Below are 23,294 nucleotides of genomic sequence, written 5' to 3'. Positions count from 1 at the left end.
ATAAAAAAAATATAAAATATGAAAAATGTATCTATTAATAATGAACCTTTAGAGTTAAGAATTGATAAGCAATATTATGTTATTGATGCTTTATATTTAACAGATATAAAAAATGGGTAGTGTATCAGATTAGGTGTTTTTACATGTTAGCAATTTAACTGCCTGAAAGAGAATATAAAATTGTAATTTCTGAATAGTAAAAGAGACGACCTGCAGGTCGTCTCTTTTGTTTTTGATATTTTAAAAAGGCTTAAAATGCTTTTATTGTACCTTAGTGTATCAAATTAGGTCATGAAAATAAAATGTAGCTTTTGCAATGGTAAATGCATAAAGAATGGATTTCAATCTAACGGTAATCAAAGATATAAATGCTGTGTCTGTCAAAAGCGACAACAGTCGGAGTATGGCTATAATGCACATAAAAGTAATATCAATCAAAATATAATTTTGTTTACCAAAGAAGGTTTAGGAATAAGAAGCACCGCAAGAATACTGAAAATATCAACGACAACATTATTAAAAAGGATTGTTTCAATTGCCAGAAGTATTAGCAAACCAATTATAAGTAAAGGTAAAACTTATGAAGTAGACGAACTTTGTACTTATATCAGGCACAAGAAAAATTATATTTGGCTGGTGTATGCTTTGGAAAAGAATTCTAGAACAGTGGTAAGTTTTAATCTTGGAAAGAGAACGAATAAAACACTTAATCGAGTTTTGGATACTTTAAAATTATCAGAAGCAAAGAAAATATTTACGGACAGACTCAAAAATTACAGGTATCTGATTGATGAGAAATTGCATTCGGTAAAACGTTTTGGGACAAATCATATTGAGAGGAAAAATTTGACACTCAGAATTCATCTGAAAAGACTCAACCGCAGGACAATTTGCTTTAGTAAAAGTATGGTAGTTTTTGCAGCTGTTTTGAAGATTTATTTTTGGATTTAACGGATCATCATAAGAAAGAGCTTTTCAATACCTGAAAAAAAAGTATAAATGATAATAAGAATCAACCGTCTGATTCTCTCCGCATAACTTTTTGATGCATGCTTAATTGAAATTTAGTGGTAAATTTGTAAGTGCATATAAAATCAAAAATCAGATCAGATAAGGATATGAGTACATTATTCGTTAAAAATATGGTTTGCAACCGCTGTATTATGGTGGTTCAGAACGAACTTGAAAAACTTGGACTGGAGTTTACCAACATAAAGCTTGGGGAGGTTACCTTGACAAAAGAATTGACTGCCACAGAAAGAACTTTACTGGAACAAGAACTGGTTGCTCTTGGATTTGAAGTGATCGACGATAAAAAAAGCAGAATCATCGAAAAAATAAAAAATATCATAATTGATTTGGTACACCATCAGGATAATGATACCAAAAATAACCTGTCGGATATCCTGAGCGAAAAGATCAATCATGACTATAATTATCTTTCCAATTTATTTTCTGAAGTAGAAGGAACTACCATAGAAAAGTATTTTATTGCGCAAAAAATTGAAAAAATAAAAGAACTTCTGGTTTACGATGAGTTATCGCTTAGCGAGATCGCTTTACGACTGAATTATTCAAGTGTGGCTTATCTGAGCAATCAGTTCAAAAAAGTAACCGGCCTCACTCCAAGTTATTTTAAGCAAATTCGGGCTGAGAAAAGAAAACCTCTGGATGAGGTGAAGTAAATATTACAAATCAAATCCATAATTCCACAATACAATTCAGCGCTATTCTTGCCAACTTTGCAGGTATAAAAGAACAACTGAATTATGGCAACAACTGATAATAATAAGGAAACAATTTACATTCCGTTAGAAGATGTAAACAGTGAGCACTGTGCATTAATCGTAGAGAAAGGATTGGCAGAGGTTAAAGGAATTGAAACTCACAAAGTGGAAGTTAACAACCGCAGAGCCGCTATAACGGTTAAAGGCAATGAAACAGTTGGTAACGCTGTGAAGGCTATTAAAGACCTCGGCTATGGTGTACCAACCGTAAAAAACACCTTCCCGGTTCTGGGAATGACCTGCGCCTCTTGTGCCAGCAGTGCAGAAAGTATTGTAACCTATGAATTGGGAGTAGTAGATGCTTCGGTAAACTTTGCAACAGGAAACCTTACTGTTGAATATCTTCCCAACCTTACAGATGCTTCTAAATTGCAAAAAGCAGTTCAGGGCGTTGGCTACGACTTGCTTATTTTAGAGGAAGCGAAACAACAGGAGTCTTTGGAGACTATTCATGCAGAAAATTTCAAAAAATTAAAAAACAAAACTATTTGGGCTGTGCTATTGTCATTGCCAGTAGTGGTGATAGGGATGTTCTTTATGAATATTCCTTATGCCAATGAGATCATGTGGCTTTTTTCAACGCCTGTAATTCTTTGGCTGGGGAAAGATTTCTTTGTAAATGCCTGGAAGCAGGCCAAACATCGCTCGGCCAATATGGATACGCTGGTAGCTCTAAGTACTGGAATTGCATACTTGTTTAGCGTTTTTAATATGTTATTCATAGATTTCTGGCACCAGCGCGGATTGCACGCACACGTCTACTTTGAAGCGGCGGCAGTAGTTATTGCGTTTATTTTGCTAGGGAAATTATTAGAAGAGAAAGCAAAAGGAAATACGTCATCGGCTATTAAAAAACTAATGGGACTGCAGCCTAAAACCGTGATCGTTATTCAACCCGACGGGACAGAAAAACAAGTAGCTATTGAGGAAGTAAATGCAGGAGCTGTTATTTTGGTAAAGCCGGGTGAAAAAATTGCGGTAGACGGTATGGTGATCTCAGGTCATTCTTATGTAGACGAAAGTATGTTAAGCGGTGAACCGGTTCCTGTACTGAAAAAAGAAGATGAAAAAGTGTTTGCCGGAACCATTAATCAAAAAGGAAGCTTTCAATTTAAAGCCGTTAAAGTAGGTAAAGAAACGATGCTTGCCCAAATTATCAAGATGGTGCAGGATGCTCAGGGCAGTAAAGCCCCGGTGCAGAAATTGGTCGATAAAATTGCAGGTATATTTGTTCCGATTGTGATGGGTATTGCACTTCTTACTTTTATGGCCTGGATGTTTTTGGGTGGAGACAACGCTGTAGTGCAAGGGTTGATGGCAGCAGTTACCGTATTGGTTATTGCCTGTCCTTGTGTTTTAGGTCTGGCCACACCAACTGCGATTATGGTAGGTGTAGGTAAAGGTGCCGAAAACGGAATATTAATCAAAGATGCCGAGAGTTTAGAATTGGCCAGAAAAGTAACGGCTATTGTACTCGATAAAACGGGAACGATTACCGAAGGAAGACCACAAGTGACCGGTATAAAGTGGCTAAAAGACGTGGATACTACCAAAGATATTCTGCTAAGTATTGAAAAACAATCAGAACATCCGTTAGCAGAAGCGGTAGTGAAAAGTCTGGAAGGAGTGTCAGGTGTGGTTTTATCCAATTTTGACAGTATTACCGGTAAAGGCGCGAAAGCGGTTTATGCCGATGAAACGTATTATGTGGGGAACAAAAAACTGCTGGCAGAAAATAGCATTGTCATCGCAGAATCACTATTGATTCAGGCAGAAGAATGGGGGAAAGAATCTAAGACTGTGATTTGGTTTACCAATAGCAAGCAGGCACTTTCGGTTATTGCGATATCCGACAAAATCAAAGAAACCTCTGTTCAGGCGATCAAAGAATTGCAGGAGATGAATATTGAATTGTACATGCTCACAGGAGATAACGAAGCGACTGCAAAAGCTATTGCCGCACAAACGGGAATCAAACATTATAAAGCAGAAGTTCTGCCGCAGCACAAAGCTGATTTTATAAAAGAATTACAGCAGCAAGGTAAAACAGTGGCAATGGTAGGTGATGGTATCAACGACAGTACAGCTCTGGCAACTGCCGATGTCAGTATCGCGATGGGTAAGGGTAGCGATATCGCAATGGATGTAGCAAAAATGACGATTATCTCCTCTGATCTGACTAAAATACCTCAGGCGATTCGTCTGTCGAAACAAACGGTTGCAACAATCAAACAGAACTTGTTTTGGGCGTTTATTTACAACCTAATCGGTATTCCACTTGCTGCGGGGGTGCTTTATCCGATAAACGGATTTTTACTAAACCCTATGATTGCAGGAGCTGCCATGGCTTTGAGCAGCGTGAGTGTAGTGAGCAACAGCTTGCGTTTAAAATGGAAAAAATAAACTCTTGATGCGTTTGTCAAACGGCGGTTCCAAAGATTATGGGCCGCCGTTTTTATAGGTACATCATTTAACTGAAATCATTTTAATCCGTGGAAACATCGTACTTGTATACCTGAAAAGGGCATTAAACTAATGAATTCAGGTTTCTGGTTAATTACTAGGGCGTTCCCCTCCGGGTCGGGCTGTCCGCTAAATCTTTTGTGATAAAGATTTTTTTGTCTGACATAAAAATAACGGGAATCACAAAAGGATACCGCTTTCATCCCTAACGCAGTCTGTGATAAAGAGAATATCTAAAGAAAGGAACCTTCTTATCTATAATTAATAGAGTATTATGAGAAGTATTGCTCTGAAAGAGCAAAAGCATCAACATGGTGCAAAGCACTATGCCTTAAATTAAAGTAAATATCGTCCTGAAAGGGCAATAGCAATTTCCACGCCTGTACATAAAAAAATCTGTTCTGATCCGTGTTTTCGCCTGGCGAATCGGTTTAATCCGCGTGCTTTTTTTTATACCTGCCAACTGGCAATTTGAATGAATTAATGGATGAAGTAAAACAAGATGCCGCAATCAGTAAATTTCATAAATCTAACACAGAATAGTGTATAATGATTGTGGTTTAATTGACGGAAATTTGTAGTATAAAATAACAATTAAAAACATCAATATAATGGAAAAGAAAGATTTTCAATTTAAAACAAACCTGAATTGCGGTGGATGTGTTTCTAAAGTACAATCAGATCTGGACAATGCAGCAGGAATATGTGAATGGAATGTAGACACTACTAATGCAGATAAAATACTTACGGTTCAATCTAATGGTGCTACTGCCGAAGAGATCATTGCTATTGTTAAAGCGAAAGGTTTTAAAGCAGAACCTTTGGAAATTTAATCTTTTAAGACTTCTGTTGGATTACAGATTTTAAACAAAAGTTAATGCTTATCGTTACCGAATTGAAAGTAAGCCCGATGTTTTATCGGGCTTACTTTTTTTTAAAGTAATACTTTAAGTAAAAGGTAGTAATGATTATCATTTAGACGGTTGATTACTAGTGAAAACAGGATAATTTTAGTTAAATTAATCATTAAAATAAAGGGTTTTAAAAACTTGTTTTTTATTAATTTATATTCTGAATTAATTGAATAGATATTGAATTTTAAATATTAGATTTTAGAAAGAGCATTTTTTTAGTCTTAAGAAAAATAGTAAAGTAATTTTTAGCTTGAAAAAGTAAGGGCTGTCCGGAGATAATTCGGACAGCCCTTTTGGTACGCTCACTCGAAAAGTGAATCTGTTTTTCAGGTTTTATTTTTTCAATTCTTTGTTTGCCTGAATGAAATTCTGATAATTCTCTTCCGATTCAAAGTAAGCCACATTGCCCTGTTTGTTCAACGAAACGATATATGCCGAAGCTTTGTCAACTTTTGCTCCGGTATGTGGATCAATTGCCTGACGGACATTTTCATCGTTTGGAATGCGCTCTACGCACATGTTACAGCAGCCGTAATACATTTTTCCGTCAAACGGAACTTCAATTTGTTTTTTACCCATGTGCAGATCATTTACCATGCACACTTCATCATTGGGTACAGGAGTTCCTTCTAAAGCAGCAGTAGTGTCTTTTACGGTTAACTCTTGTTGGTCTGATACCTGATTCTGTGGTTTGTTTTCCTGATCTTTACAGGAGATCATTACTACAGCCAGTGCGGCAATAAGGAAATAGTGGCCAAGTATTTTCATTGTTTTATTTTTTAATTTTTGTTCCTTCTGTTATTTCTTCGGTGGCTTTCATTAAAATGTTGTCGCCTTCCTTTAGTGCACCAAACACTTCAACCTGATCCATCAGCGCACGTCCTTTCGCAACGGGTATGTTTTTGGTTTTCCCTGCAATCACCTGAATAACGTACATTCCCATATTACTTTCTACTAAGGCAGTTTTGGGAATAAAAAAAGTAGCTTCACTGGCTTGTAACGAAAGCATCGCTTCCACCACCATCAAAGGCTTCAGTTCGGGATGTGTTTTCATAATATCGGCTTCTATGCGCTCTGAGCGTAATTTGAAATCTAGTACTCCCGATTTACGCGAAATTTTAGCCCTATACTTTTTCTGCGGAAGCGAGCTTACCTTAAAATGTATCGAATCGCCTAAGTTTAAATAGGGAGTATTTGCCTCTGGAATAGAAAGTGAAACACGCAGTTTTTTATTGTCCTGAAGTACCAGCAAAGGTTTGTCAGAACCTTTGCCCATTGGACCTACGTAAGAACCGGGATCTACATTTCTTTCGGCAACAATTCCGTTAAAAGGTGCCCGGATGATCAGATAATCATTCATGGCCTGTATTTCCTGATAAGCAGATTTTGCAGCTTCTAGTTGTGACTGGTCGGATAGTTTTCTGGCTGTGATCTGGTCTAACGCATCTTTCGCAATTGCGCCTTTAGTTTCATTGGCTTTAAACATTCGGTCATAATTCGATTTGGTAGCAATGTAAATGGCTTCCTGTGCTTTCCATTTGGATTTTGCCGCTGCCAGCTGCGCCTGAATCTCGGGTGCTTCCAAAATCATGATGATTTGTCCGACAGTTACCGGAGAACCTATGTCGACATACAGTCTTTTTACGTAGCTGTTTACTTTGGCATAGATGGCCGTTTCTTTGTCCGAAACTAATTCTCCGGCAAGTTTTAAAGGAACCAGCGGATTGCTCTTTTTCAGAGAAACCGTTTCAAAATTCTGCATCATCATCATGGGCATGGCTGCCGGTTTCATTTCTTTTTTGTTTTCTGAATTACAAGATGCAACTGCAATTCCGATAAGGATATAATAGATTAATTTCATGGTTTATTTTTCTAACGTTATAAAATGAATACTGTTTTCGTCTTCAGGATCTAAGGATGGTGATTGGGTAGTGGTTTTGTTTTGTATCCACACAAATACCAATGGCAATAGAATCAATACACTAAATGAAGATGCAATTAGTCCGCCAATTACTGCTCTTCCTAGTGGAGCCACCTGATCACCGCCTTCTCCGTGTCCGATAGCCATTGGAAGCATGCCTGCAATCATAGCCAGTGTGGTCATAATGATAGGACGACTACGCAAAGCGGCTGCCTGAATAGCCGAACTAAGGGCGTCACCATTTTCTAAACGGAGCGACTCCGCATTACTAATCAGCAAAACAGCATTCGCAATAGAAACTCCAACAGACATAATAATTCCCATATAAGATTGTAAATTCAGCGTAGAACCCGTTAGTTTCATTAAAATCAAAGAACCCAGAATTACAAAAGGAACAGTAGTCAGAATCACTAAGGACACTTTAAACGATTGGAAATTTGCCGTGAGCATTAAGAAAATAACAATAACCGCAATCAGTAAACCTGTTGCCAGACTATTCATGGTTTCCTCGAGCACCGGAACCATTCCGGATACCTGTATATTGACTCCTTTAGGCAATTCACCAAGTGAATCGATAGCAGCCTGTACGTCTTTCTGTGCTCTTCCTAAATCGGCATTATGAATATTTGCCGTTACCGGTGTGTAACCCATGGTTCCCAGATTGTAACTTTCACCCAATACTTTTGTGGGAGTAATTGTTGCCACATCACCCAGAACAGGTCGGTCTGAGTTTTTTCCTAACGGAACATTCATCAACTCATCTTTGCTGTTTAAAATGTTTTGTGGTGTTTGCACCTGAACATCGTAAGCAATTCCCATCATTCCGCCAACCCACATGTTTTTACTGGTGTAGCGTGAAGAGGCAGTAATAGGAACCAAAGAGCGAGCGATATCCTGTGCGTCGATACCCAGTTGAGCCGCTCTTATTCGGTCGATATTGATTTCGTAAGCCGGATAGTTTAAGGATTGCGGAATTTGCTGATCTCTTAAATAGTCAATTTCTTTTAGCTTGGCCAAGAGTTTATTGGCATACATCACGTTCATTTTTTTCATCATTCCCGAAAAGCGAACCTCAATCGGAGTATTGGTTCCCTGGCTCAGAATCTTCTCCGTAAGTTCGATAGGCTCAAAAGAGAAATGCAGTTCAGGCATCTTTTCCTTCATGTGCTTGCGGATGATCTCTTTCAGCTCATTGGTATTTCCGTCAAAATCTTTCAAGGCAATCTGCATTAATGCTTCATGCGGACCTGCATTGTACAAATAAATTGGACTCACTGCAAAAGAGGAGGGATGCTGACCAATAAATACCGACGATATGGCAATATGATCTTTACCAATAATAGTTTCCAGTTCGCCTAAAACCTGTTTTATTTTGAGTTCTGTTTTTTCGATACGGGTACCTTCGGGCGCTTTAATACGTACTTGAAACTGACTTGAATTTACAGTAGGCAATACATCTTTACCAGTACTGTTGTACATTAAAAATGCTCCAACTGTAACCAAAATAAAACTGACAATTAAAATGGGCTTGCGTTTACTCATTATCGATTGTAAAAACAGCACGAAACGATTTTTGAATCCGTCGAATTTGTCTTCGGTATGCTCGTGGTTTTCTTTGTCTTTCATTAACCAGTTGGCCATTACGGGCACAAACGTTTGTGACAGCATAAAAGACAGTAACATAGAAAAACCAATTGCCAAAGCCAAGGGCATAAACAATGACCCGGGTATACCAGTCATCATGAAGGCAGGCGCAAAAACCGCAAGAATACACAACAAAATCAATAGTTTAGGAAATGCAATTTCCCTACAGGCATCTAAGATTGCTTTGGCTTTCGTTTTGCCCATGGCTAAATGCTGGTGGATATTTTCGATCGTTACGGTACTCTCATCCACTAAAATTCCAATCGCCAATGCCAGTCCGGATAACGACATGATGTTGATACTTTGTCCGAATAATTTAAGGAACAATACTCCCGAAATAATAGAGATCGGAATGGTAAGCACTACGATTAAAGCGGCTCTACGGTCACGCAGAAATAAAAGCACCATTAATCCCGTTAACATCGCTCCCAAAACACCCTCTGTAATTAAACTTTTGACAGCATTGATTACATATACGGACTGATCGAATTCGTATGAAATTGCAACATCGCCCGGTAGATTATTCTGAATGGCAGGAATCGCTTTTTTAAGATTCTTTACCACGTCCCAGGTAGAAGCATTACCCGATTTTGCAATGTTAATGTAAACCGATCTCGTACCATTAATAAGGGCGTAACCGGTAGTAATATCGGCACCGTCTTTTATGGTAGCCACATCACGGATGTAGACATTATCGACCCCGTTTTTAAAAATTGGGATGTTTCCAAAATCGGCTACCTCTTTGATAGTATTGTTTGTAGGCGTCAGATAGTTGATATCATTCACATAAATATTACCTGAAGGCGATGTAATATTGTTTCGGCTAATCGATTCCACAATCTGCTCCGGCGTTAGCTGATGGGTACGCAGTTTATTCGGATCGATGTTGATTTCAATGGTTCTTGGACTTCCTCCAAATGGCGGAGCTGTCGTTAAACCCGGTATTTTAATAAGGAACGGACGTGCCGTAAAGTTGGCGATATCCTGTAGCTCATTGTTGGTTTTGGTTTTACTTTTAAAGACCAGCTGACCAACAGGCTGAGAGGACGCATCAAACCGAATGATAAACGGAGGCGGGGCTCCCGGAGGTAAAAATACCTGTGAACGATTCGAGAGCGCATTGATTTCGGCAATAGCCTGCCCCATGTCTGTACCTTCATAAAAATTAATTTTCATTAAGGTAAGCCCTTGGGTATTTTTGGTTTCGATGCTTTCGATACCGCTCGTAAACAGCATCATATTGACATACATTTTGGTAAAATAACCTTCCATTTGCTGAGGGGTATAACCATTAAAGGAATGGGCAATGTATACCACAGGAAGATTCATATCAGGTAAGATGTCGACCTTTATTTCTTTTGAAGCTTTAATCCCGAAGAATAAAAGCCCCAGCACCATCACCATGATAGAGATGGGCTTGCGCAAGGCAAAACGTATTAAATTCATAATTTCGGGTTTAGTGTATCGCGTTGAGTAAAATGTTCAGATTGCCTGTGGCAGCAGCTTTAATCCATAAGGCCTGCCAAATGTTGTTCTGGGCAATTTCATAATCAATTTCTGCACGGTTAAGGGTGAAGAAAGATTGTGTTAAATCAACAATGGTGGTAAGACCGTTATCGTACAAAGCAGTGTGCTGACGATATGCGTCCGTGGCGGCGATTACCTGTGTTTTAGTTTCTTCAAAATTTTCAAAGGCATTTTTCAGTTTGTCATTCGCCAATTTTTGCTGAGCAATCAATTCCTGATTCAAGTATTCATATTCGTTTTGAAGCGATTGGGTGATAAATTTTTGTTCCCGCTTTTTAGAAGACTGACGGTAGATATTGGTTAGATTCCAACTTAAATTGATTCCGACAATATAATTGCTGCGATCGATTCCAACACCATCGGCATACGATTTCGAGAAAGCAGTATTGTCCTGCACATAATTCCAGTCAAAACCGGAACCGCGTCCCTGCAGGACTCCAAAAGCAGATAGGTTTGGTAAAGCCAGTGCAGACTGTAATTTTTCCTGCTGCTCACTTTTCAGAATATCACTTTTTCGCCATTCCAGTATAGGATGTTGACTTGTTTCTGTTGCAGTTTCCGAAAGAATCGCAGGTGTTTTAGTAGTAAACACGCTATCGAGTTGATACACCCGATATTCTTCACCCAACATTACCGCAAGGGATTTAGAATGATCCAGTTCCATATCATAGGCTTTTATCACAGCCGATTTAGCATTGGCCACTTCAGCTTTTGCCAAAGAATAATCGACCTCCGGAATCAGACCACTTTCTGCACGGCTTTTGGTTGTGGTTTCAACGACTTGAGCACGCTCGAGATTTTTGTCCTGCACAAATTTAATGCGCTGAGCAGCAAGTAAGTTCAGATACGCAGCACCTACTTTTACCTGATGTTGAAATTTTACCTGTTCGAGATCTTTTTGGGCTACATTTTCGTCGGCTTTGGCAATGGCAACCTGTGTTTTAATTTTGCCAAAAGTGAAAAGATTCCAGTTGATATTAGCCAGGTACAGTGACCCAAAAGCGGCATTCCAGTTTTGATCTTGTAAGGGCATTGAGGTCGCAGCACTGCCCAGTCCGCCATAACTGTACAAAGGACCGTTTTGTGCATTGATAGTACCATAACTTTGTTGTGCCATTAAAGTAAAGTCAGGTAAGTACTGGCTTTTTTGATAGGTAGTGTTCTCTTTTGAAGCGTTAACGATGGCTTCTTTGGCTTTTATTTTTTCAAAATTTTGAATAGAGCGTTCAAGAGCATTGGATAATGTTACCGTTTGTGCCCAGAGATTTCCGGAAACCATACAGAACATAGCCAACGCAAAATATTGCATTTTCATAGTATGTATTTAAAATTAAACAATAGAAATCGCATAGCATCTTTAAATGCTACAGTTCGATCAATTGTCTAAAATCAAATACGGTAAACGCAGTAGAAAATATAAAGGGGATTATTCCGAATAGGAATAAAGGAGAAGAAAGAATATTCCGTTTTCTTTTCCTTAGAGGGATAAGAGCTGAAAACAGTTTCGTAAAAATGAAAAGGAACTGCAATTCCAAAGAATTTAGGAACTAAGTCACCGAGAGCAGTTTGTTGTAGCTTTTCGGTCGCTTTATGAAACTGCGCTTTATGTTTACAGCAGTCTTTACTTTTTTGTTGTTTTTTTGCCACACATTTTGGACAAACTTTACCAACCGGAATATCACCAAACAGATTGGTTTCCTGTGGTACACCTTTGCAAAAATGAGTTATCGTGGTAAAGCCTGACGACAGTACCAGATATAAAACAGAAAGAAGTAGTAGAAGTGCTTTTCTCATAATCAATTACAAAGGTGCCCTTATTTTGCCACATACCTGTTGCAAAATTTTGGATGAAATTTGTAAAATTTATAAATCTTCCCTTGATTTTTTTTAGGCGAATTGCTTAAGAATTTTCACCACTCAAGGTGTTTTTCATTCTTTAAACTCCAGGATATCCCCGGGCTGGCAATCCAGTACTTTACAAATGGCTTCTAAGGTGCTGAATCTTATGGCTTTTGCTTTTCCGGTTTTTAGTATCGAAAGATTGGATAAGGTTAGGTCTACTTTTTCGGAAAGTTCATTCAATGACATTTTTCGTTTTGCCATCATCACATCGAGGTTCACAATGATTGCCATAATTTATATTGTTAATTCGTTTTCGTCCTGTAATTCAATTCCCTTTTTGAAGATATAAGCAACAACAAGCAATATTACTCCCATAAATAGCCAAACGTCGGCACCTGCAATTTGCAATTGTTGAATGTCCTGCAGCTTAAGACCACTATTGGCTAAAGAATTTACCAATTCTATTCCCCAGGAAGAAAAGAAACCAATGCCAAAGGATAAATAAGCCAGTGTTAGAATAAAATTTCTGAACAGGTTATTGAAGGGTGCTGCAATGTTGAGGTCCTTGTTCAGGAAAATTTTTATAATGCAGTAAAACAATATTGCTTTTAATAAAGCAACAATAATGATAACACTGCTAAGGGTGATGTACTGACTCTGATTAAACTGATACACTTCGGTTAAATCAACCGATCTCCAAAATTTAGCGGCATCATTAGGATCGAGCGTTAATGTGGCAATTGTTTTGGTAAGTATTCCTCCGGCTTCGATACATAATCCAACAAAAATAATCCACGAAAGCACGTGTAATACTTTCAGAATGGTTTGGGTACTAATTTTAATTTCCATAAGGTTTGGTTTAAAAATTCCATGTAAAAATAATAAATATTTATTGATAAACAATAAAATTATATTGAAAAATAATTAAACCATCGGAAATATTTCTTTAGGAATAGTAAAATCAATGCTTTTAGAATAAAAAAAATCCCCAACTATTTTACCGTTGAGGATACTGTATATAATAATTGATTTAATGATATTACTTTTCTTTTACTCCAATAGCTAATAGCCACAAACAAATTCCAATTTCTCCAAATGTGGCAGGCATGCTGATGTATTTAGAAACCCCAAGAGTTGAATAATCTGCAATTAAAGTGTTACCTAAAAAATTGATCAGATACCCGAAACATCCCATCATCAGTAAAATGCCGAAAAATTTGGGCAAAAAACGGGACTTGTAAACCAGATAACCAAAAGGAAATAACCAAAGTCCTGAAAAGATATGTACAATTCGCATACCGTTGTCATATTGGGTAAGATTAAGCATCAGCTGTAATTGAACTTGCTCCACTGATAAGCCAATAGGATCGTTTAGTAGAGAAAGCACATTGAATTGATTTTGAGTATTCAAAAAATAAATAGGTACGCTTAGAATAGCTAATAGTGCCATCACTTTTGCGCAACCATTATCGACAGGTTCGAATAGTTTGTAAAGTTGCAGTACTAAGAAAAAGAAGAAAAGATAACAGGATAATCCGGCTATAATTCCAAGTCTGAAAAGCGATTCTGATGCCTTGATGTTATGGTATGTTGTGGCTAAGTTATCCCATACAATCAGTTTTGAAGGAACATAGGCTAAACTAAATATTCCGGTCAGGACTACTGCTAAATAAAGTAAACCTGCAATTCGGGCTGTTTTTTGGTTTGTCGTCATTTTGGTTTTGGGTTTAAAATAAGACGACAACAGATTGATTCTGTTACAATTGTTTTTAGTTAATAAGTGATATAGAGACTTTACATCATCGCAATAAAAAATTGATTCATGTACTTCCAGTTTGTATTTTTGCCCTTATGAATGATAATTTTACAAACGAATATTTTGGCATAGGGATACAAAATGGTAAAACGCCTGAAAACTTGGGTGTTTTGTGGCGATCCGCACAAAATCTGGGAGCAACTTTTATATTTACTATCGGCAACCGATATGCCAAGCAAGCCTGTGATACCCACGATGCGGTAAAAGCAATTCCGTATTTTCATTACGATACCTTTGAAGCATTTCTTGAAAACTTACCTAAAGGAGCACGATTAGTGGGTGTTGAATTAAACGAAAATGCTTCCGACTTAGAGACCTACGAACATCCAAGACGCTGTGTTTATTTATTAGGCGCAGAAGATCATGGCCTGTCCAAAAAAGTAATGGAGAAATGCCATCATTTAGTAAAATTTAAATCCGTAAAAAGTCTAAATGTTGCAGTGGCAGGAACGATCATTATGTACGACAGGAACTTACCCAAACCACGATCTTAAATCGGAGATAGCTTGCTTTACGACATGATCTTTCAGTTTGATTTACTAAAAGACAAAGGTTATCTTTATCAGTTTAAAACGTTATCCTCTTTAAAATAAATAAAGAATGAGAATACTAAAACCAGTTGTTATTGTGTTTTTTTTGACCCTTTTAAGCAATGCTTACAGTCAAAAAGCAAATAGAGAAAAAGGGATTCAAATCATTCCGAAACCAAAACAATTGGTTCTTAAACAAGGTAATTTTCAGTTTTCTGCAACGACTAAATTTGTGGTAAGTGATGACGCTCAAAAAGAAATCGTTACGGTTTTAATAAACAAATTCGGAAGTGCAGCAGGATTCCGTCCTGAAATTTCAAATACCATTCCCAAAAGTAATTACGTTCAGTTTAAAGTCGATACTGCTTTAAAGAACGAAGCTTACTTGTTGGAGGTAAATAAAGAAAACATCACAATTACGGCAAAAGGGAATGCGGGTTTTATTTATGGTTTAGAAAGCATCCGACAATTACTACCCGAAAGTATTGAAAGTAAAAGCAGAATTAAAGCGGTGAAATGGGAGATTCCAACTCTTACCATTACCGATGAACCTCGTTTTCAATGGAGAGGATTGATGCTGGATTTATCGCGTCATTTTTTTGATAAAAATTATATACTTGCGACTATCGACCGATTGGCAATGCTTAAAATGAATGTCCTGCATTTGCATTTGGTTGACGATCAGGGGTGGAGAATTGAGATTAAAAAATACCCAAAACTGACCGAAGTGGGGGCCTGGAGAGTCGATCAGGAGAAAGCGCCCTGGAATGCGAGACAGCTTACCAATCCGGACGAAAAAGGAACGTATGGCGGCTTTCTGACTCAGGAAGAACTAAAGGAAATTGTAAAATATGCCGCCGCAAAAAATATAGAAATTATTCCCGAAATCGAAATGCCGGCACACGTGAGCTCTGCGATTGCCGCTTATCCTGAACTGGCTTGTTTCAATCAGAGAATAGGAGTTCCGTCGGGTGGATTATGGCCTATTACGGATATTTATTGTGCCGGGAAAGAAACTACTTTTGAGTTTTTGCAAAATGTAATAGAGGAGGTTATTGAAATTTTTCCATCAAAATACATTCATATTGGAGGTGATGAGGCTACTAAAACCAATTGGGAGAAATGTCCGAATTGTCAAAAAAGAATGAAAGACAATGGATTGAAAGACGCTCACGAACTGCAAAGTTATTTTGTGAAAAGAATGGAGCAGTACATCAATTCAAAGGGCAAAAAAATAATTGGCTGGGACGAAATACTCGAAGGCGGTTTAGCTCCCGAAGCTACAGTAATGAGCTGGAGAGGAACAGTAGGAGGGACAGAAGCTGCAAAGCAAGGTCATGACGTAATTATGTCGCCGGAATCGCCTTGTTATTTTAATTTTTATCAGGGGCCTCAAAACGAAGAACCTTTGGCTTTTGATGCTTTTAATCCTTTAAATAAAGTGTACGCGTTTGACCCCGTTGTCGATAGCATGACTCCACAGGAAGCCAGTCATGTTTTAGGCGGACAGGCCAATTTATGGGCAGAATACATCACCAATCCAAAAGCTTCCGAATATATGATCTTCCCGAGATTGGCCGCCTTGTCTGAAGTGTTGTGGAGTACAAGAGAAAATCGCGATTGGAATAATTTTACGTCCAGATTGCCTTCTTTGTTGCAACGCTACGATTATTTAGGGATTAATTATGCCAAAAGCGCTTATTTGGTTACTTCTTCGGCTGTGGCTGATTTAGACAAAAATGTGATTAACGTTACTCTTAAAAATGAATTTCCAAATTCCGACATTCGTTATGTTTTGGGAGATAAAAACATAGACAATAAGGCCATAAAATATGTAAATCCTATTCCGGTTCACCAAACTACAGTTCTAAAAGCGTCTTTGTGTCAGGATAATAAACCGGTTGGAAGAGTATATACCGATACGATTGTATTCCATAAAGCAGTAGGTCATAAAGTCACTTATGTAACACGTTATAATGACAGTTACAAAGGAGACGGACCTCTTGGAATGGTCAATACCATCAGAGGGTCTAAAAACTTTCATGACGGTCAATGGCAGGCATGGTTGGTCAAGGACATGGAAATTGTGATCGATCTTGAAAAAGAACAAAACATCGAAAAAGTAGCTATAGGCACTTTAGAAAGTCAGGGCGCCGGAATTTATTTTCCAATACAAGTAACCGTTTTAGTCTCTAAGGATGGCAGTAATTATAGCGAAGTTGGAAAAATAAATCGCCCGTTTGCTGTAAATGTGAATTCAGAGCTGAAAGACTTTAAAATCAATTTTGAAAAACAAGAGGTTAGGTTTGTAAAAGTAATCGCTACGAATTTAAAAAAGAGTCCAACTGGTTCAAGTTCGTGGCTGTTTGTTGATGAGATTGTGGTGGATTAATAAAGGCAGCCCAATTAATGAGCTGCTTTTATTTTAGTATGTCTTAACTAATACGCTTATGTGTGTGAGTTTAAGGTATCGTGCGAGCCTTGTACTGCCAAATGCTCTTACCAGTTGGGGCATTTTAGCTAATTCATTAATGAATGGGGTGTTATACAATGTTAAGTGAAGTGAGTAAGACATCAACCTTTAAAACTTTGTTCTAATCCCATTTGTCTAACTTTATCTAGCCATTCAAAAATCATAGTTGAATCATATTTTCTATTACCAAATTCATCTTTCTCTTTTTCCATAGCGATTGCTATTAGAGCATATTCATTTTCTAATGAAGTAGAAAATATACCTTGATCATCTGTGTTAATTGAAACTGAAAGTTGAGGGCAGTTTTTTATTAAATCTGGTGAGGTTTCGAGACCAAGATTAAAAAACTTACTAATAGGATGTTTAGCATATTTTTTAAAGGTACCAATTAAGTAATTAGAAGTTGGATTACATTCAATTGCAATATTTTTAATCTTTATATCGTACATCATTTTTTCTTGAACAACTTCGACCAGTCTCATATAATCGTGAGTAATCTCAAACTGCTTTATTAATTTACCCTGTATTTTAATTTGAGGATTAAAATGATATTGTTGATATAAAAATTTCACATCAATGTTTTTTCGTGTGTTTTTCGATTTTGGAGACTCTTCATTTATACGACATCTTTCCCAATAAGTAAGGTTTATTTTACTGTAAATATCAGTGTCGAGATTGTCAAAGTAAAGATAAGGATCATCACCTCTTAATTTCCAAGCATCATAGTAAACCGTTTGATGGAAATATTTGTTTTTAAAAGCGCTATCATTGTCAATGTTGTGTTGATATAATTCAGAAAAAAGATTTTCATATAATTTTTCTAATCTATTGACTTCGTTTCTGCAAATGTCAATTCCATATTTTCTTATTTTGGCAAGTAACCAAACTGTATTATCTAATACTATTTGCTTTGGAAGCATCAATTTATTTTTCTTAAAATGGTAGTAATCTCTTACATTTATACCTAAAGCCAAAGCATGCCCGATTCGGTCTCCTTGCGCAAGATTTAGGAAAATGATACATTCATCTATTGTTCTCAATCCATCAACTAGATCATAAAAATCTTCACCAGCGTGATAAGTGGCATACATTTTATGTTCACTCATGACTTCTTTCAAATGATTTAAACTTCCTTTTAATCTATGGTTTTTTAAATATCTAAAACCTTGGGCAAATACCTCTGGTGAAGCGGAAAATTCATTAGAAGCGGCATCAATGCCTCTAATAGATTCAGAATATTTAGCACTTTTCTCCCTTAATGTGCTTATGGCTATTGATTGATACTTAATCTCCTTTCTTAATTTAGCATGTCTACATGTGACATAACTGGAAATTTTGGATGGTTTTAGTTGATCTTCTTTTTTAATGTAATGAATAGTATAGAAATGATTCAGTTTTCTATTTTTTTTAACTGTAATTAGGTCATATATAAACTCTTTCTCAGATTGAATGGTATTTTTTCTTAGAATTTTATTATAGGAGGAGATACTCTGAGTTAATTTATTGTATTCATCTTTTGGTGCAATACGGACTTCAAAAGATCTAATTGCATTGTGAATTAAAGTATCGTTAACGGCAAGATTGACAAAAGCGGTATGATAAATTGAACCATCAGGTAGAAATTTTTCTTTTCGGTCTTGATATTTAGAAAAGTTTCCAAAGCCAACTTTGTTATTAACCTGAATTAATTCCGCTCTGAATCGTTGCTTAATAAGTATATAGGCGTGAAATAAATACTCAAGCTTTTTAAAGCTCTTATCTTGATTATAAATTTTTTTAAAGCAATCATATAGTAGCTTTCGTTCACCGTAAAATATAAAAGAACGTGAGAGATTTTGAATATGTATATTTTTAGGAATTGCATAATCTAGTACTTCCACATTTTTGAAGTGTCTAAAACGATGCCCACAGTCTTTTTTATTCAACCTTATTTCTTGGTCTAATTCACTCAGTTTTATAATTAAATCGTTTGAATCAATTACATTTGAATCTTTTGATAAGTCAATTTCTAATTGAGAATTTAAGTTGTTTATTTCATTAAATAATTTCAATCTAATATAAGAGGCTTTATAAACTAAAATTTTTAATTCTTTTTTAGAAGCATCCGAGGCATTGGTAATCTTAGTAAGTAAAGTCAAGTCTTTTTCTAACTCATTAAATTCTTTTTCAAAGTTATTGACATTATTCATTAGATTAATCCAACTCAAATCAAAAACAGGACCTGAACCTTTTAAATGAAAGTGATTTTCTGCCAAACCTTTCTTTAATAAAGTTCGCAAAGATTTATTATTAGAAAAAGCTGTTGGTCTCCACGAAAAAAAATCCCTTCTTCGGTATGAAACGACATCTGTATAAGCAAAGTGAGAGCAATTCAATAGGTCTTCCCCAACAAAATATGATAAATCACGCCATTTTAATAAATGTTGATATTCTACAAAGGGTTCTAAATTTTCTTCAACTAAAACTTTAGAATTAAAATGGGGTAGAATATTAAATATAGATTTATTATGCTTGAATAAAAACCAATCTGTCTCTAGCTTAGTAAATACGTTTTGAATTTCATCCAATGAATAATTAGAAAATGAATGAAATCCATTTTCTAAAAAACTTTGCTTATTAATGTATTTTTCTTCGTCTTTTAAATTTAAAACTTTATCTGGACAAAAATCAGCAAACAATAAACGTATAGATTTGCGAAGATTATCCATTTATAATATTTAAAAGGTAATTATATGCTTCAGTTTTTTTTACGATAACAGATTTCTTTTTGTCAGTTCTGATTTTAGACAAATCTTTATAAACGGTAGTATGTTTTTGAAATGAATTAACTAAATGAGTTAAACTCCTTGTATTTTCATTTTCATCCAAAAGATAAGATTTATAGTAGTTAAATTTCTTTTTTAAGTAATTTATATCGACATCACTATTTTGCTCTACTGTTTCCAACATTTCAATATTTTCAACTTTTATAAAAGCTTGAAATATGTTAGACATTTTATTTTTATTTTCTTCAATGCTGTTAATTCTGTTCCAATGCAACATTATTGGATGAGAATCAAAACAATTTTCATCTAAATTTAAATAATCGTATTTTTTAGTAAGTGTGTTAATTGCTTTCTTTAAACTATCATTAAAGTAAACATATATTGTATCATAATAACTTTGAATATTTGAAGATTTGAAAGCAGTAGCTGAGTATCTGGATAAGTTTTCAGTTAACTCTCTGAAAAACATAGGGTTCGTGAGCAGTATCTGAAACTTGGAATGTTCCTGTTTCCATTTTAGAATGTCTTGCATAATGATGTTCTCGAAATCAAAATCCTTACTAAAAATTGAATTCCAAACTTCCACTGGAAATAGAATATTTGTAAAAATAGCAAATGGTGAAAAAACTAAATGAGAAATAATTCCTCCTCCTTGATTGATTTTTCTAAAGTAAGGGTAGCTATATTCATTAATTGAGTCAGGATCTCCAAAGAACTGTATAAAAAATGCCAACCAGTACGCATCAGTTTCTTCTAAAGATTTAAAAATTGAATTAATTGAATTAATTATATGTCCTGGTTTTCTGCCTAATTTATATTCAATCCAATCCCTATTAATATTTTTTGATCCTTCTTCAGTTATTATTCTTGCTACTGGGAAGATTCGATATTCTCCATCGTACAAACCGCCTTTGCAGTATTCTAAAAGAACATTTGGCTTTTCAGTATATATTTGATTGATTCTCACAGAATAATAAATACTTAAATAATCCAAAAACTTGTACCAATAAATATTAGTGCTTTTTACGTTCTCATAAAATAATTTCATTATTGAAAAGACATCACCTATTGATGTTAATGAAGGATTTAAATTGTGATAATCAATTTGTAAGTTAGTATCATTAGATGCTTGAAAAGATTTTTCAATATTTACAAGTTGATGAATTATATGAAGGTTTAAAGAAGAAAAATCTTGTTTGTCAATATCTAAAATGATTTTTTTTAAGTTTTCAGGTAGTTCATTGATACTTTTGTTTAATATGTATTTTCTAAAATTTTCCAAAACATTTTCATTATCAAACACTTTAATAAGTTCATTTAATTCTCTTAGTGTTGAAGGAAAAATAGATTGATATCTATAATCAGTTTTGTCAATAAAAACTTTTGATTTTGTATAAATTAATTTTAACAAACAATCGTAAACATTCTTTTCAATAAATAGTTTTTCATCGATTATAAGCTCTTGCTTTAAGACTTCATTTTTATCTTCCAGTATGTTCTCTAATGATATACCCCTTAGAGAATCTACATCTCCAATATAAATTATTGATTCATTTTTTATTTTACTTAAGTCGTCATTGTTAGAGTCAAAAAAAGTAAATTTTATATCTTCAATTTCCTGATATGAAGAAAAGTGTATATCACAGAAGTCTGTTAGCGAAGGAATAAAAATTTGATGATTGAATGGTATAAGTTTTTCAATATATTTTTCTGCCTTATTTGATAATTCGGTTAAAATAAATTCGTTAGTAATTTCAAAATCAGTAGTGATTTTCCTATTGTCCATTCTTGATGATTTCCTTTCATCAATTGAAGTAAAATTGTGTATTTTACTTTTTTGTTCTAAATTTAATTTATACCTATATTCTTTTACAATTTCATTAATTATTGAGTCTTTTAATTGCTCCGTTTTGCAAGCTATTAAAAGAATTATTCTTTTTTGGATTAAAAAATGTCTAATGTCCTCAAGCATTTCATATGCTTTGGAGATATTTAAATCAAAGTCATCTATTGATACAATTAAGAAGCTTTTCTTATCATCAAGTACATTCAGGTATTTGTCAACTAAATCGCTAAACCCCTTTCTTAAATTACTACTATATGCTAAATTACTTAAAGCTTCAAGTGAATCTAAATTATAGATTTCTTTTTTATCACTATTTATAATTTTTAAATTATCAAAAACTTGTTGAAAAAGTTTTATTAAAGTCCTTCTATCCTCATCAGAAATCCCACAATTTTCTTTTTTTATTAATTCTTGGAATTTTGAGAACATTTTAGCTACTATAATTTCAAATAGACTTTCATTACCTCTAAATAATGATGGGTCAATTATATCAATTTCAGCAAAACTTGATTTACTAATATTATCAAAATCAGGAGAATTAAAAAAAGAAGAATGTTTGACTTTATTTTTATAATCTAATAATGCATTTCTAAAAGAGATCATTGATGAACTTTTTCCCTTGCCTCGTTCACCCGTAAAAGCAATAATATTATTATAAGTATCGTATGTATTATTATTAATACTTTGAAATATTATGTCACATAGGTTTTTTGCGGCATTGTTATATACCTCTTCAAAAATGGAACCTTTAAATTCATTTCCGTTTTCAATTTTTATTTTATACTCATCATTTATGTTGATAATAATTGGTTTCATAAATTTTAGTTTAATTAGTTTTTTTTGCTTATTCCTGTCATGTTTTTCGCAAAACCTGTTGTATTAGTATTGCGGTATAGTATTGTGTGGACTTGTAAAGTATTTGTCTATGTTCTAATATATTGAAAAGTTCCATCTTTTATGTTTAGCATACTCTCATAAATGAACTTTTTAATTTATTGGCTCTTATCATTTTATTGAACCCGACCCCATCAAGTAAAATTATTTTCATGTGTTATATTATTTATTGTTGTTTTTCAAAAATGTTGAATGATAAAACTAAACAAAAGATCGAATATGGAAACCAGTATATATACGCGTTGTGTAGTAATTTGAGAATCATTTATTCATTACGATTTTCCATAATAATAAAATCTTTTAATACTATTTGTTATCGAATAACAAAATCTATAACTCAATTAGAAGTGACTATTATAAATGATGCAAACAATTGAATATAGTTCAAAAAAAAAGACCGCAATTAGCAGTCTCTCATAGATTATAACAAAAATGGTTTTCTATTTCTTCAATAGTTTTTCCAAATATTCGATTTTATCTTTTTCAGCTTGTAGTAAGCGTTCGTAAAGCTTTTCTTTTTCCTGGAAAGTTTCAATCAATTTATCTAACGGGTTAAATGTAGGTTGGTATTGAAAGAAACCAGCATTATCATGATTGTTAACTGTGTTCCCAATGATATTAAAAACTGCTTCTTCCGAGAAATTTTTAATGGCTTCCACAGTTACGCCCAAAGCTTTTGCAATCTGAATTAGTTTTTCTTCATCAACAGTTTCACTGTTTTCTATAATAGAAATGGCCTGTTGGTTGGTTCCTAAGGCCTGTGCCAAAGCTTCTTGTTTCATGTCTTTCAGTTCACGAATACGGCTAATTTTTCGGCCTATATGGTTGGGTTTCGTTTGTGTGCTCATAATTCAAAGATAATAATTATACTA

17 protein-coding genes are annotated in these 23,294 nt (G+C 35.0%); 6 read left to right on the top strand and 11 right to left on the bottom strand.

Translation table 11 applies throughout. From position 1 onward, the window contains the following. Window positions 1-291: 291 nt before the first annotated feature. The 4 genes from M4I44_RS16870 to M4I44_RS16855 all read left to right on the top strand — a co-directional run bounded on the left by M4I44_RS16870 (window position 292) and on the right by M4I44_RS16855 (window position 5,083). Complete coding sequence (locus M4I44_RS16870; RefSeq protein WP_249965478.1) at window positions 292-951, top strand: IS1 family transposase; 660 nt, start codon at window positions 292-294, stop codon at window positions 949-951. A 167-nt stretch (window positions 952-1,118) separates the two neighbouring features. After that, complete coding sequence (locus tag M4I44_RS16865; protein WP_026110024.1) at window positions 1,119-1,685, top strand: AraC family transcriptional regulator; 567 nt, start codon at window positions 1,119-1,121, stop codon at window positions 1,683-1,685. Between the two features lie 84 nt (window positions 1,686-1,769). Further along, complete coding sequence (locus M4I44_RS16860) at window positions 1,770-4,190, top strand: heavy metal translocating P-type ATPase (protein WP_249965477.1); 2,421 nt, start codon at window positions 1,770-1,772, stop codon at window positions 4,188-4,190. A gap of 671 nt (window positions 4,191-4,861) precedes the next feature. Continuing rightward, window positions 4,862-5,083 (top strand): heavy-metal-associated domain-containing protein, encoded by a 222-nt coding sequence (locus M4I44_RS16855; protein WP_249965476.1) that lies wholly within the window; start codon window positions 4,862-4,864, stop codon window positions 5,081-5,083. Between the two features lie 414 nt (window positions 5,084-5,497). On the opposite strand, the gene M4I44_RS16850 is transcribed toward M4I44_RS16855, so the two are convergent. The 8 genes from M4I44_RS16850 to M4I44_RS16815 all read right to left on the bottom strand — a co-directional run bounded on the left by M4I44_RS16850 (window position 5,498) and on the right by M4I44_RS16815 (window position 13,812). Next, window positions 5,498-5,932: a hypothetical protein gene (locus M4I44_RS16850; protein ID WP_249965475.1), complete on the bottom strand. Its 435-nt coding sequence runs from the start codon at window positions 5,930-5,932 to the stop codon at window positions 5,498-5,500. 4 nt (window positions 5,933-5,936) lie between these two features. Next, the gene (locus tag M4I44_RS16845; RefSeq protein WP_249965474.1) at window positions 5,937-7,025 is read right to left on the bottom strand and encodes an efflux RND transporter periplasmic adaptor subunit; all 1,089 of its coding nucleotides are present in this window, start codon (window positions 7,023-7,025) and stop codon (window positions 5,937-5,939) included. Window positions 7,026-7,028: 3 nt separating this feature from the next. Next, entirely contained in the window at window positions 7,029-10,175 is a 3,147-nt protein-coding gene (locus M4I44_RS16840; protein WP_249965473.1) for an efflux RND transporter permease subunit, read from the bottom strand. A 10-nt stretch (window positions 10,176-10,185) separates the two neighbouring features. Next, window positions 10,186-11,571: a TolC family protein gene (locus M4I44_RS16835; protein ID WP_249965472.1), complete on the bottom strand. Its 1,386-nt coding sequence runs from the start codon at window positions 11,569-11,571 to the stop codon at window positions 10,186-10,188. Between the two features lie 74 nt (window positions 11,572-11,645). After that, window positions 11,646-12,050 carry a hypothetical protein gene (locus M4I44_RS16830; RefSeq protein ID WP_249965471.1) on the bottom strand — a complete coding sequence of 135 codons (405 nt, stop codon included), beginning with the start codon at window positions 12,048-12,050 and terminating at the stop codon, window positions 11,646-11,648. Window positions 12,051-12,185: 135 nt separating this feature from the next. Continuing rightward, entirely contained in the window at window positions 12,186-12,389 is a 204-nt protein-coding gene (locus M4I44_RS16825) for a helix-turn-helix transcriptional regulator (RefSeq protein ID WP_017496797.1), read from the bottom strand. Between the two features lie 3 nt (window positions 12,390-12,392). After that, the gene (locus M4I44_RS16820; protein WP_249965470.1) at window positions 12,393-12,947 is read right to left on the bottom strand and encodes a DUF2975 domain-containing protein; all 555 of its coding nucleotides are present in this window, start codon (window positions 12,945-12,947) and stop codon (window positions 12,393-12,395) included. Between the two features lie 190 nt (window positions 12,948-13,137). Next, entirely contained in the window at window positions 13,138-13,812 is a 675-nt protein-coding gene (locus tag M4I44_RS16815; protein WP_249965469.1) for a DUF4386 domain-containing protein, read from the bottom strand. 137 nt (window positions 13,813-13,949) lie between these two features. Between M4I44_RS16815 and M4I44_RS16810 the strand changes: the two genes are divergently transcribed. Together M4I44_RS16810 and M4I44_RS16805 are read left to right on the top strand one after the other, a co-directional pair. Further along, on the top strand, window positions 13,950-14,408 hold the full coding sequence (locus M4I44_RS16810) for an RNA methyltransferase (protein ID WP_017496800.1): 459 nt from the start codon (window positions 13,950-13,952) through the stop codon (window positions 14,406-14,408). Between the two features lie 106 nt (window positions 14,409-14,514). Further along, complete coding sequence (locus M4I44_RS16805; RefSeq protein ID WP_249965468.1) at window positions 14,515-16,836, top strand: family 20 glycosylhydrolase; 2,322 nt, start codon at window positions 14,515-14,517, stop codon at window positions 16,834-16,836. 182 nt (window positions 16,837-17,018) lie between these two features. Here M4I44_RS16805 and M4I44_RS16800 read toward each other — a convergent pair whose 3' ends face one another. The 3 genes from M4I44_RS16800 to M4I44_RS16790 all read right to left on the bottom strand — a co-directional run bounded on the left by M4I44_RS16800 (window position 17,019) and on the right by M4I44_RS16790 (window position 23,270). Continuing rightward, complete coding sequence (locus M4I44_RS16800) at window positions 17,019-19,625, bottom strand: hypothetical protein (protein ID WP_249965467.1); 2,607 nt, start codon at window positions 19,623-19,625, stop codon at window positions 17,019-17,021. Next, window positions 19,618-22,344, bottom strand: coding sequence for a hypothetical protein (locus tag M4I44_RS16795; RefSeq protein ID WP_249965466.1), 2,727 nt, complete (start codon window positions 22,342-22,344; stop codon window positions 19,618-19,620). Before M4I44_RS16795 ends, M4I44_RS16800 begins: the two co-directional genes overlap by 8 nt. Window positions 22,345-22,862: 518 nt before the next feature. Beyond that, window positions 22,863-23,270, bottom strand: coding sequence for a helix-turn-helix domain-containing protein (locus M4I44_RS16790; RefSeq protein ID WP_249965465.1), 408 nt, complete (start codon window positions 23,268-23,270; stop codon window positions 22,863-22,865). Window positions 23,271-23,294: the final 24 nt, after the last annotated feature.

The sequence above is a fragment of the Flavobacterium sp. B183 genome (genome assembly GCF_023539155.1).
Classification (GTDB): Bacteria; Bacteroidota; Bacteroidia; order Flavobacteriales; family Flavobacteriaceae; genus Flavobacterium; species Flavobacterium tructae.
The sequence above is the reverse complement of the archived record's forward strand: the minus strand, read 5'-3'. Positions and strand labels throughout refer to the sequence as shown.

What these genes read in the sequence shown, in the direction of transcription:
- M4I44_RS16870 (WP_249965478.1), top strand. Translation starts at nt 292, where the DNA reads ATGAAAATAAAATGTAGCTTTTGCAATGGTAAATGCATAAAGAATGGA.
- M4I44_RS16865 (WP_026110024.1), top strand. Translation starts at nt 1,119, where the DNA reads ATGAGTACATTATTCGTTAAAAATATGGTTTGCAACCGCTGTATTATG.
- M4I44_RS16860 (WP_249965477.1), top strand. Translation starts at nt 1,770, where the DNA reads ATGGCAACAACTGATAATAATAAGGAAACAATTTACATTCCGTTAGAA.
- M4I44_RS16855 (WP_249965476.1), top strand. Translation starts at nt 4,862, where the DNA reads ATGGAAAAGAAAGATTTTCAATTTAAAACAAACCTGAATTGCGGTGGA.
- M4I44_RS16850 (WP_249965475.1), bottom strand. Translation starts at nt 5,932, where the DNA reads ATGAAAATACTTGGCCACTATTTCCTTATTGCCGCACTGGCTGTAGTA.
- M4I44_RS16845 (WP_249965474.1), bottom strand. Translation starts at nt 7,025, where the DNA reads ATGAAATTAATCTATTATATCCTTATCGGAATTGCAGTTGCATCTTGT.
- M4I44_RS16840 (WP_249965473.1), bottom strand. Translation starts at nt 10,175, where the DNA reads ATGAATTTAATACGTTTTGCCTTGCGCAAGCCCATCTCTATCATGGTG.
- M4I44_RS16835 (WP_249965472.1), bottom strand. Translation starts at nt 11,571, where the DNA reads ATGAAAATGCAATATTTTGCGTTGGCTATGTTCTGTATGGTTTCCGGA.
- M4I44_RS16830 (WP_249965471.1), bottom strand. Translation starts at nt 12,050, where the DNA reads ATGAGAAAAGCACTTCTACTACTTCTTTCTGTTTTATATCTGGTACTG.
- M4I44_RS16825 (WP_017496797.1), bottom strand. Translation starts at nt 12,389, where the DNA reads ATGGCAATCATTGTGAACCTCGATGTGATGATGGCAAAACGAAAAATG.
- M4I44_RS16820 (WP_249965470.1), bottom strand. Translation starts at nt 12,947, where the DNA reads ATGGAAATTAAAATTAGTACCCAAACCATTCTGAAAGTATTACACGTG.
- M4I44_RS16815 (WP_249965469.1), bottom strand. Translation starts at nt 13,812, where the DNA reads ATGACGACAAACCAAAAAACAGCCCGAATTGCAGGTTTACTTTATTTA.
- M4I44_RS16810 (WP_017496800.1), top strand. Translation starts at nt 13,950, where the DNA reads ATGAATGATAATTTTACAAACGAATATTTTGGCATAGGGATACAAAAT.
- M4I44_RS16805 (WP_249965468.1), top strand. Translation starts at nt 14,515, where the DNA reads ATGAGAATACTAAAACCAGTTGTTATTGTGTTTTTTTTGACCCTTTTA.
- M4I44_RS16800 (WP_249965467.1), bottom strand. Translation starts at nt 19,625, where the DNA reads ATGGATAATCTTCGCAAATCTATACGTTTATTGTTTGCTGATTTTTGT.
- M4I44_RS16795 (WP_249965466.1), bottom strand. Translation starts at nt 22,344, where the DNA reads ATGAAACCAATTATTATCAACATAAATGATGAGTATAAAATAAAAATT.
- M4I44_RS16790 (WP_249965465.1), bottom strand. Translation starts at nt 23,270, where the DNA reads ATGAGCACACAAACGAAACCCAACCATATAGGCCGAAAAATTAGCCGT.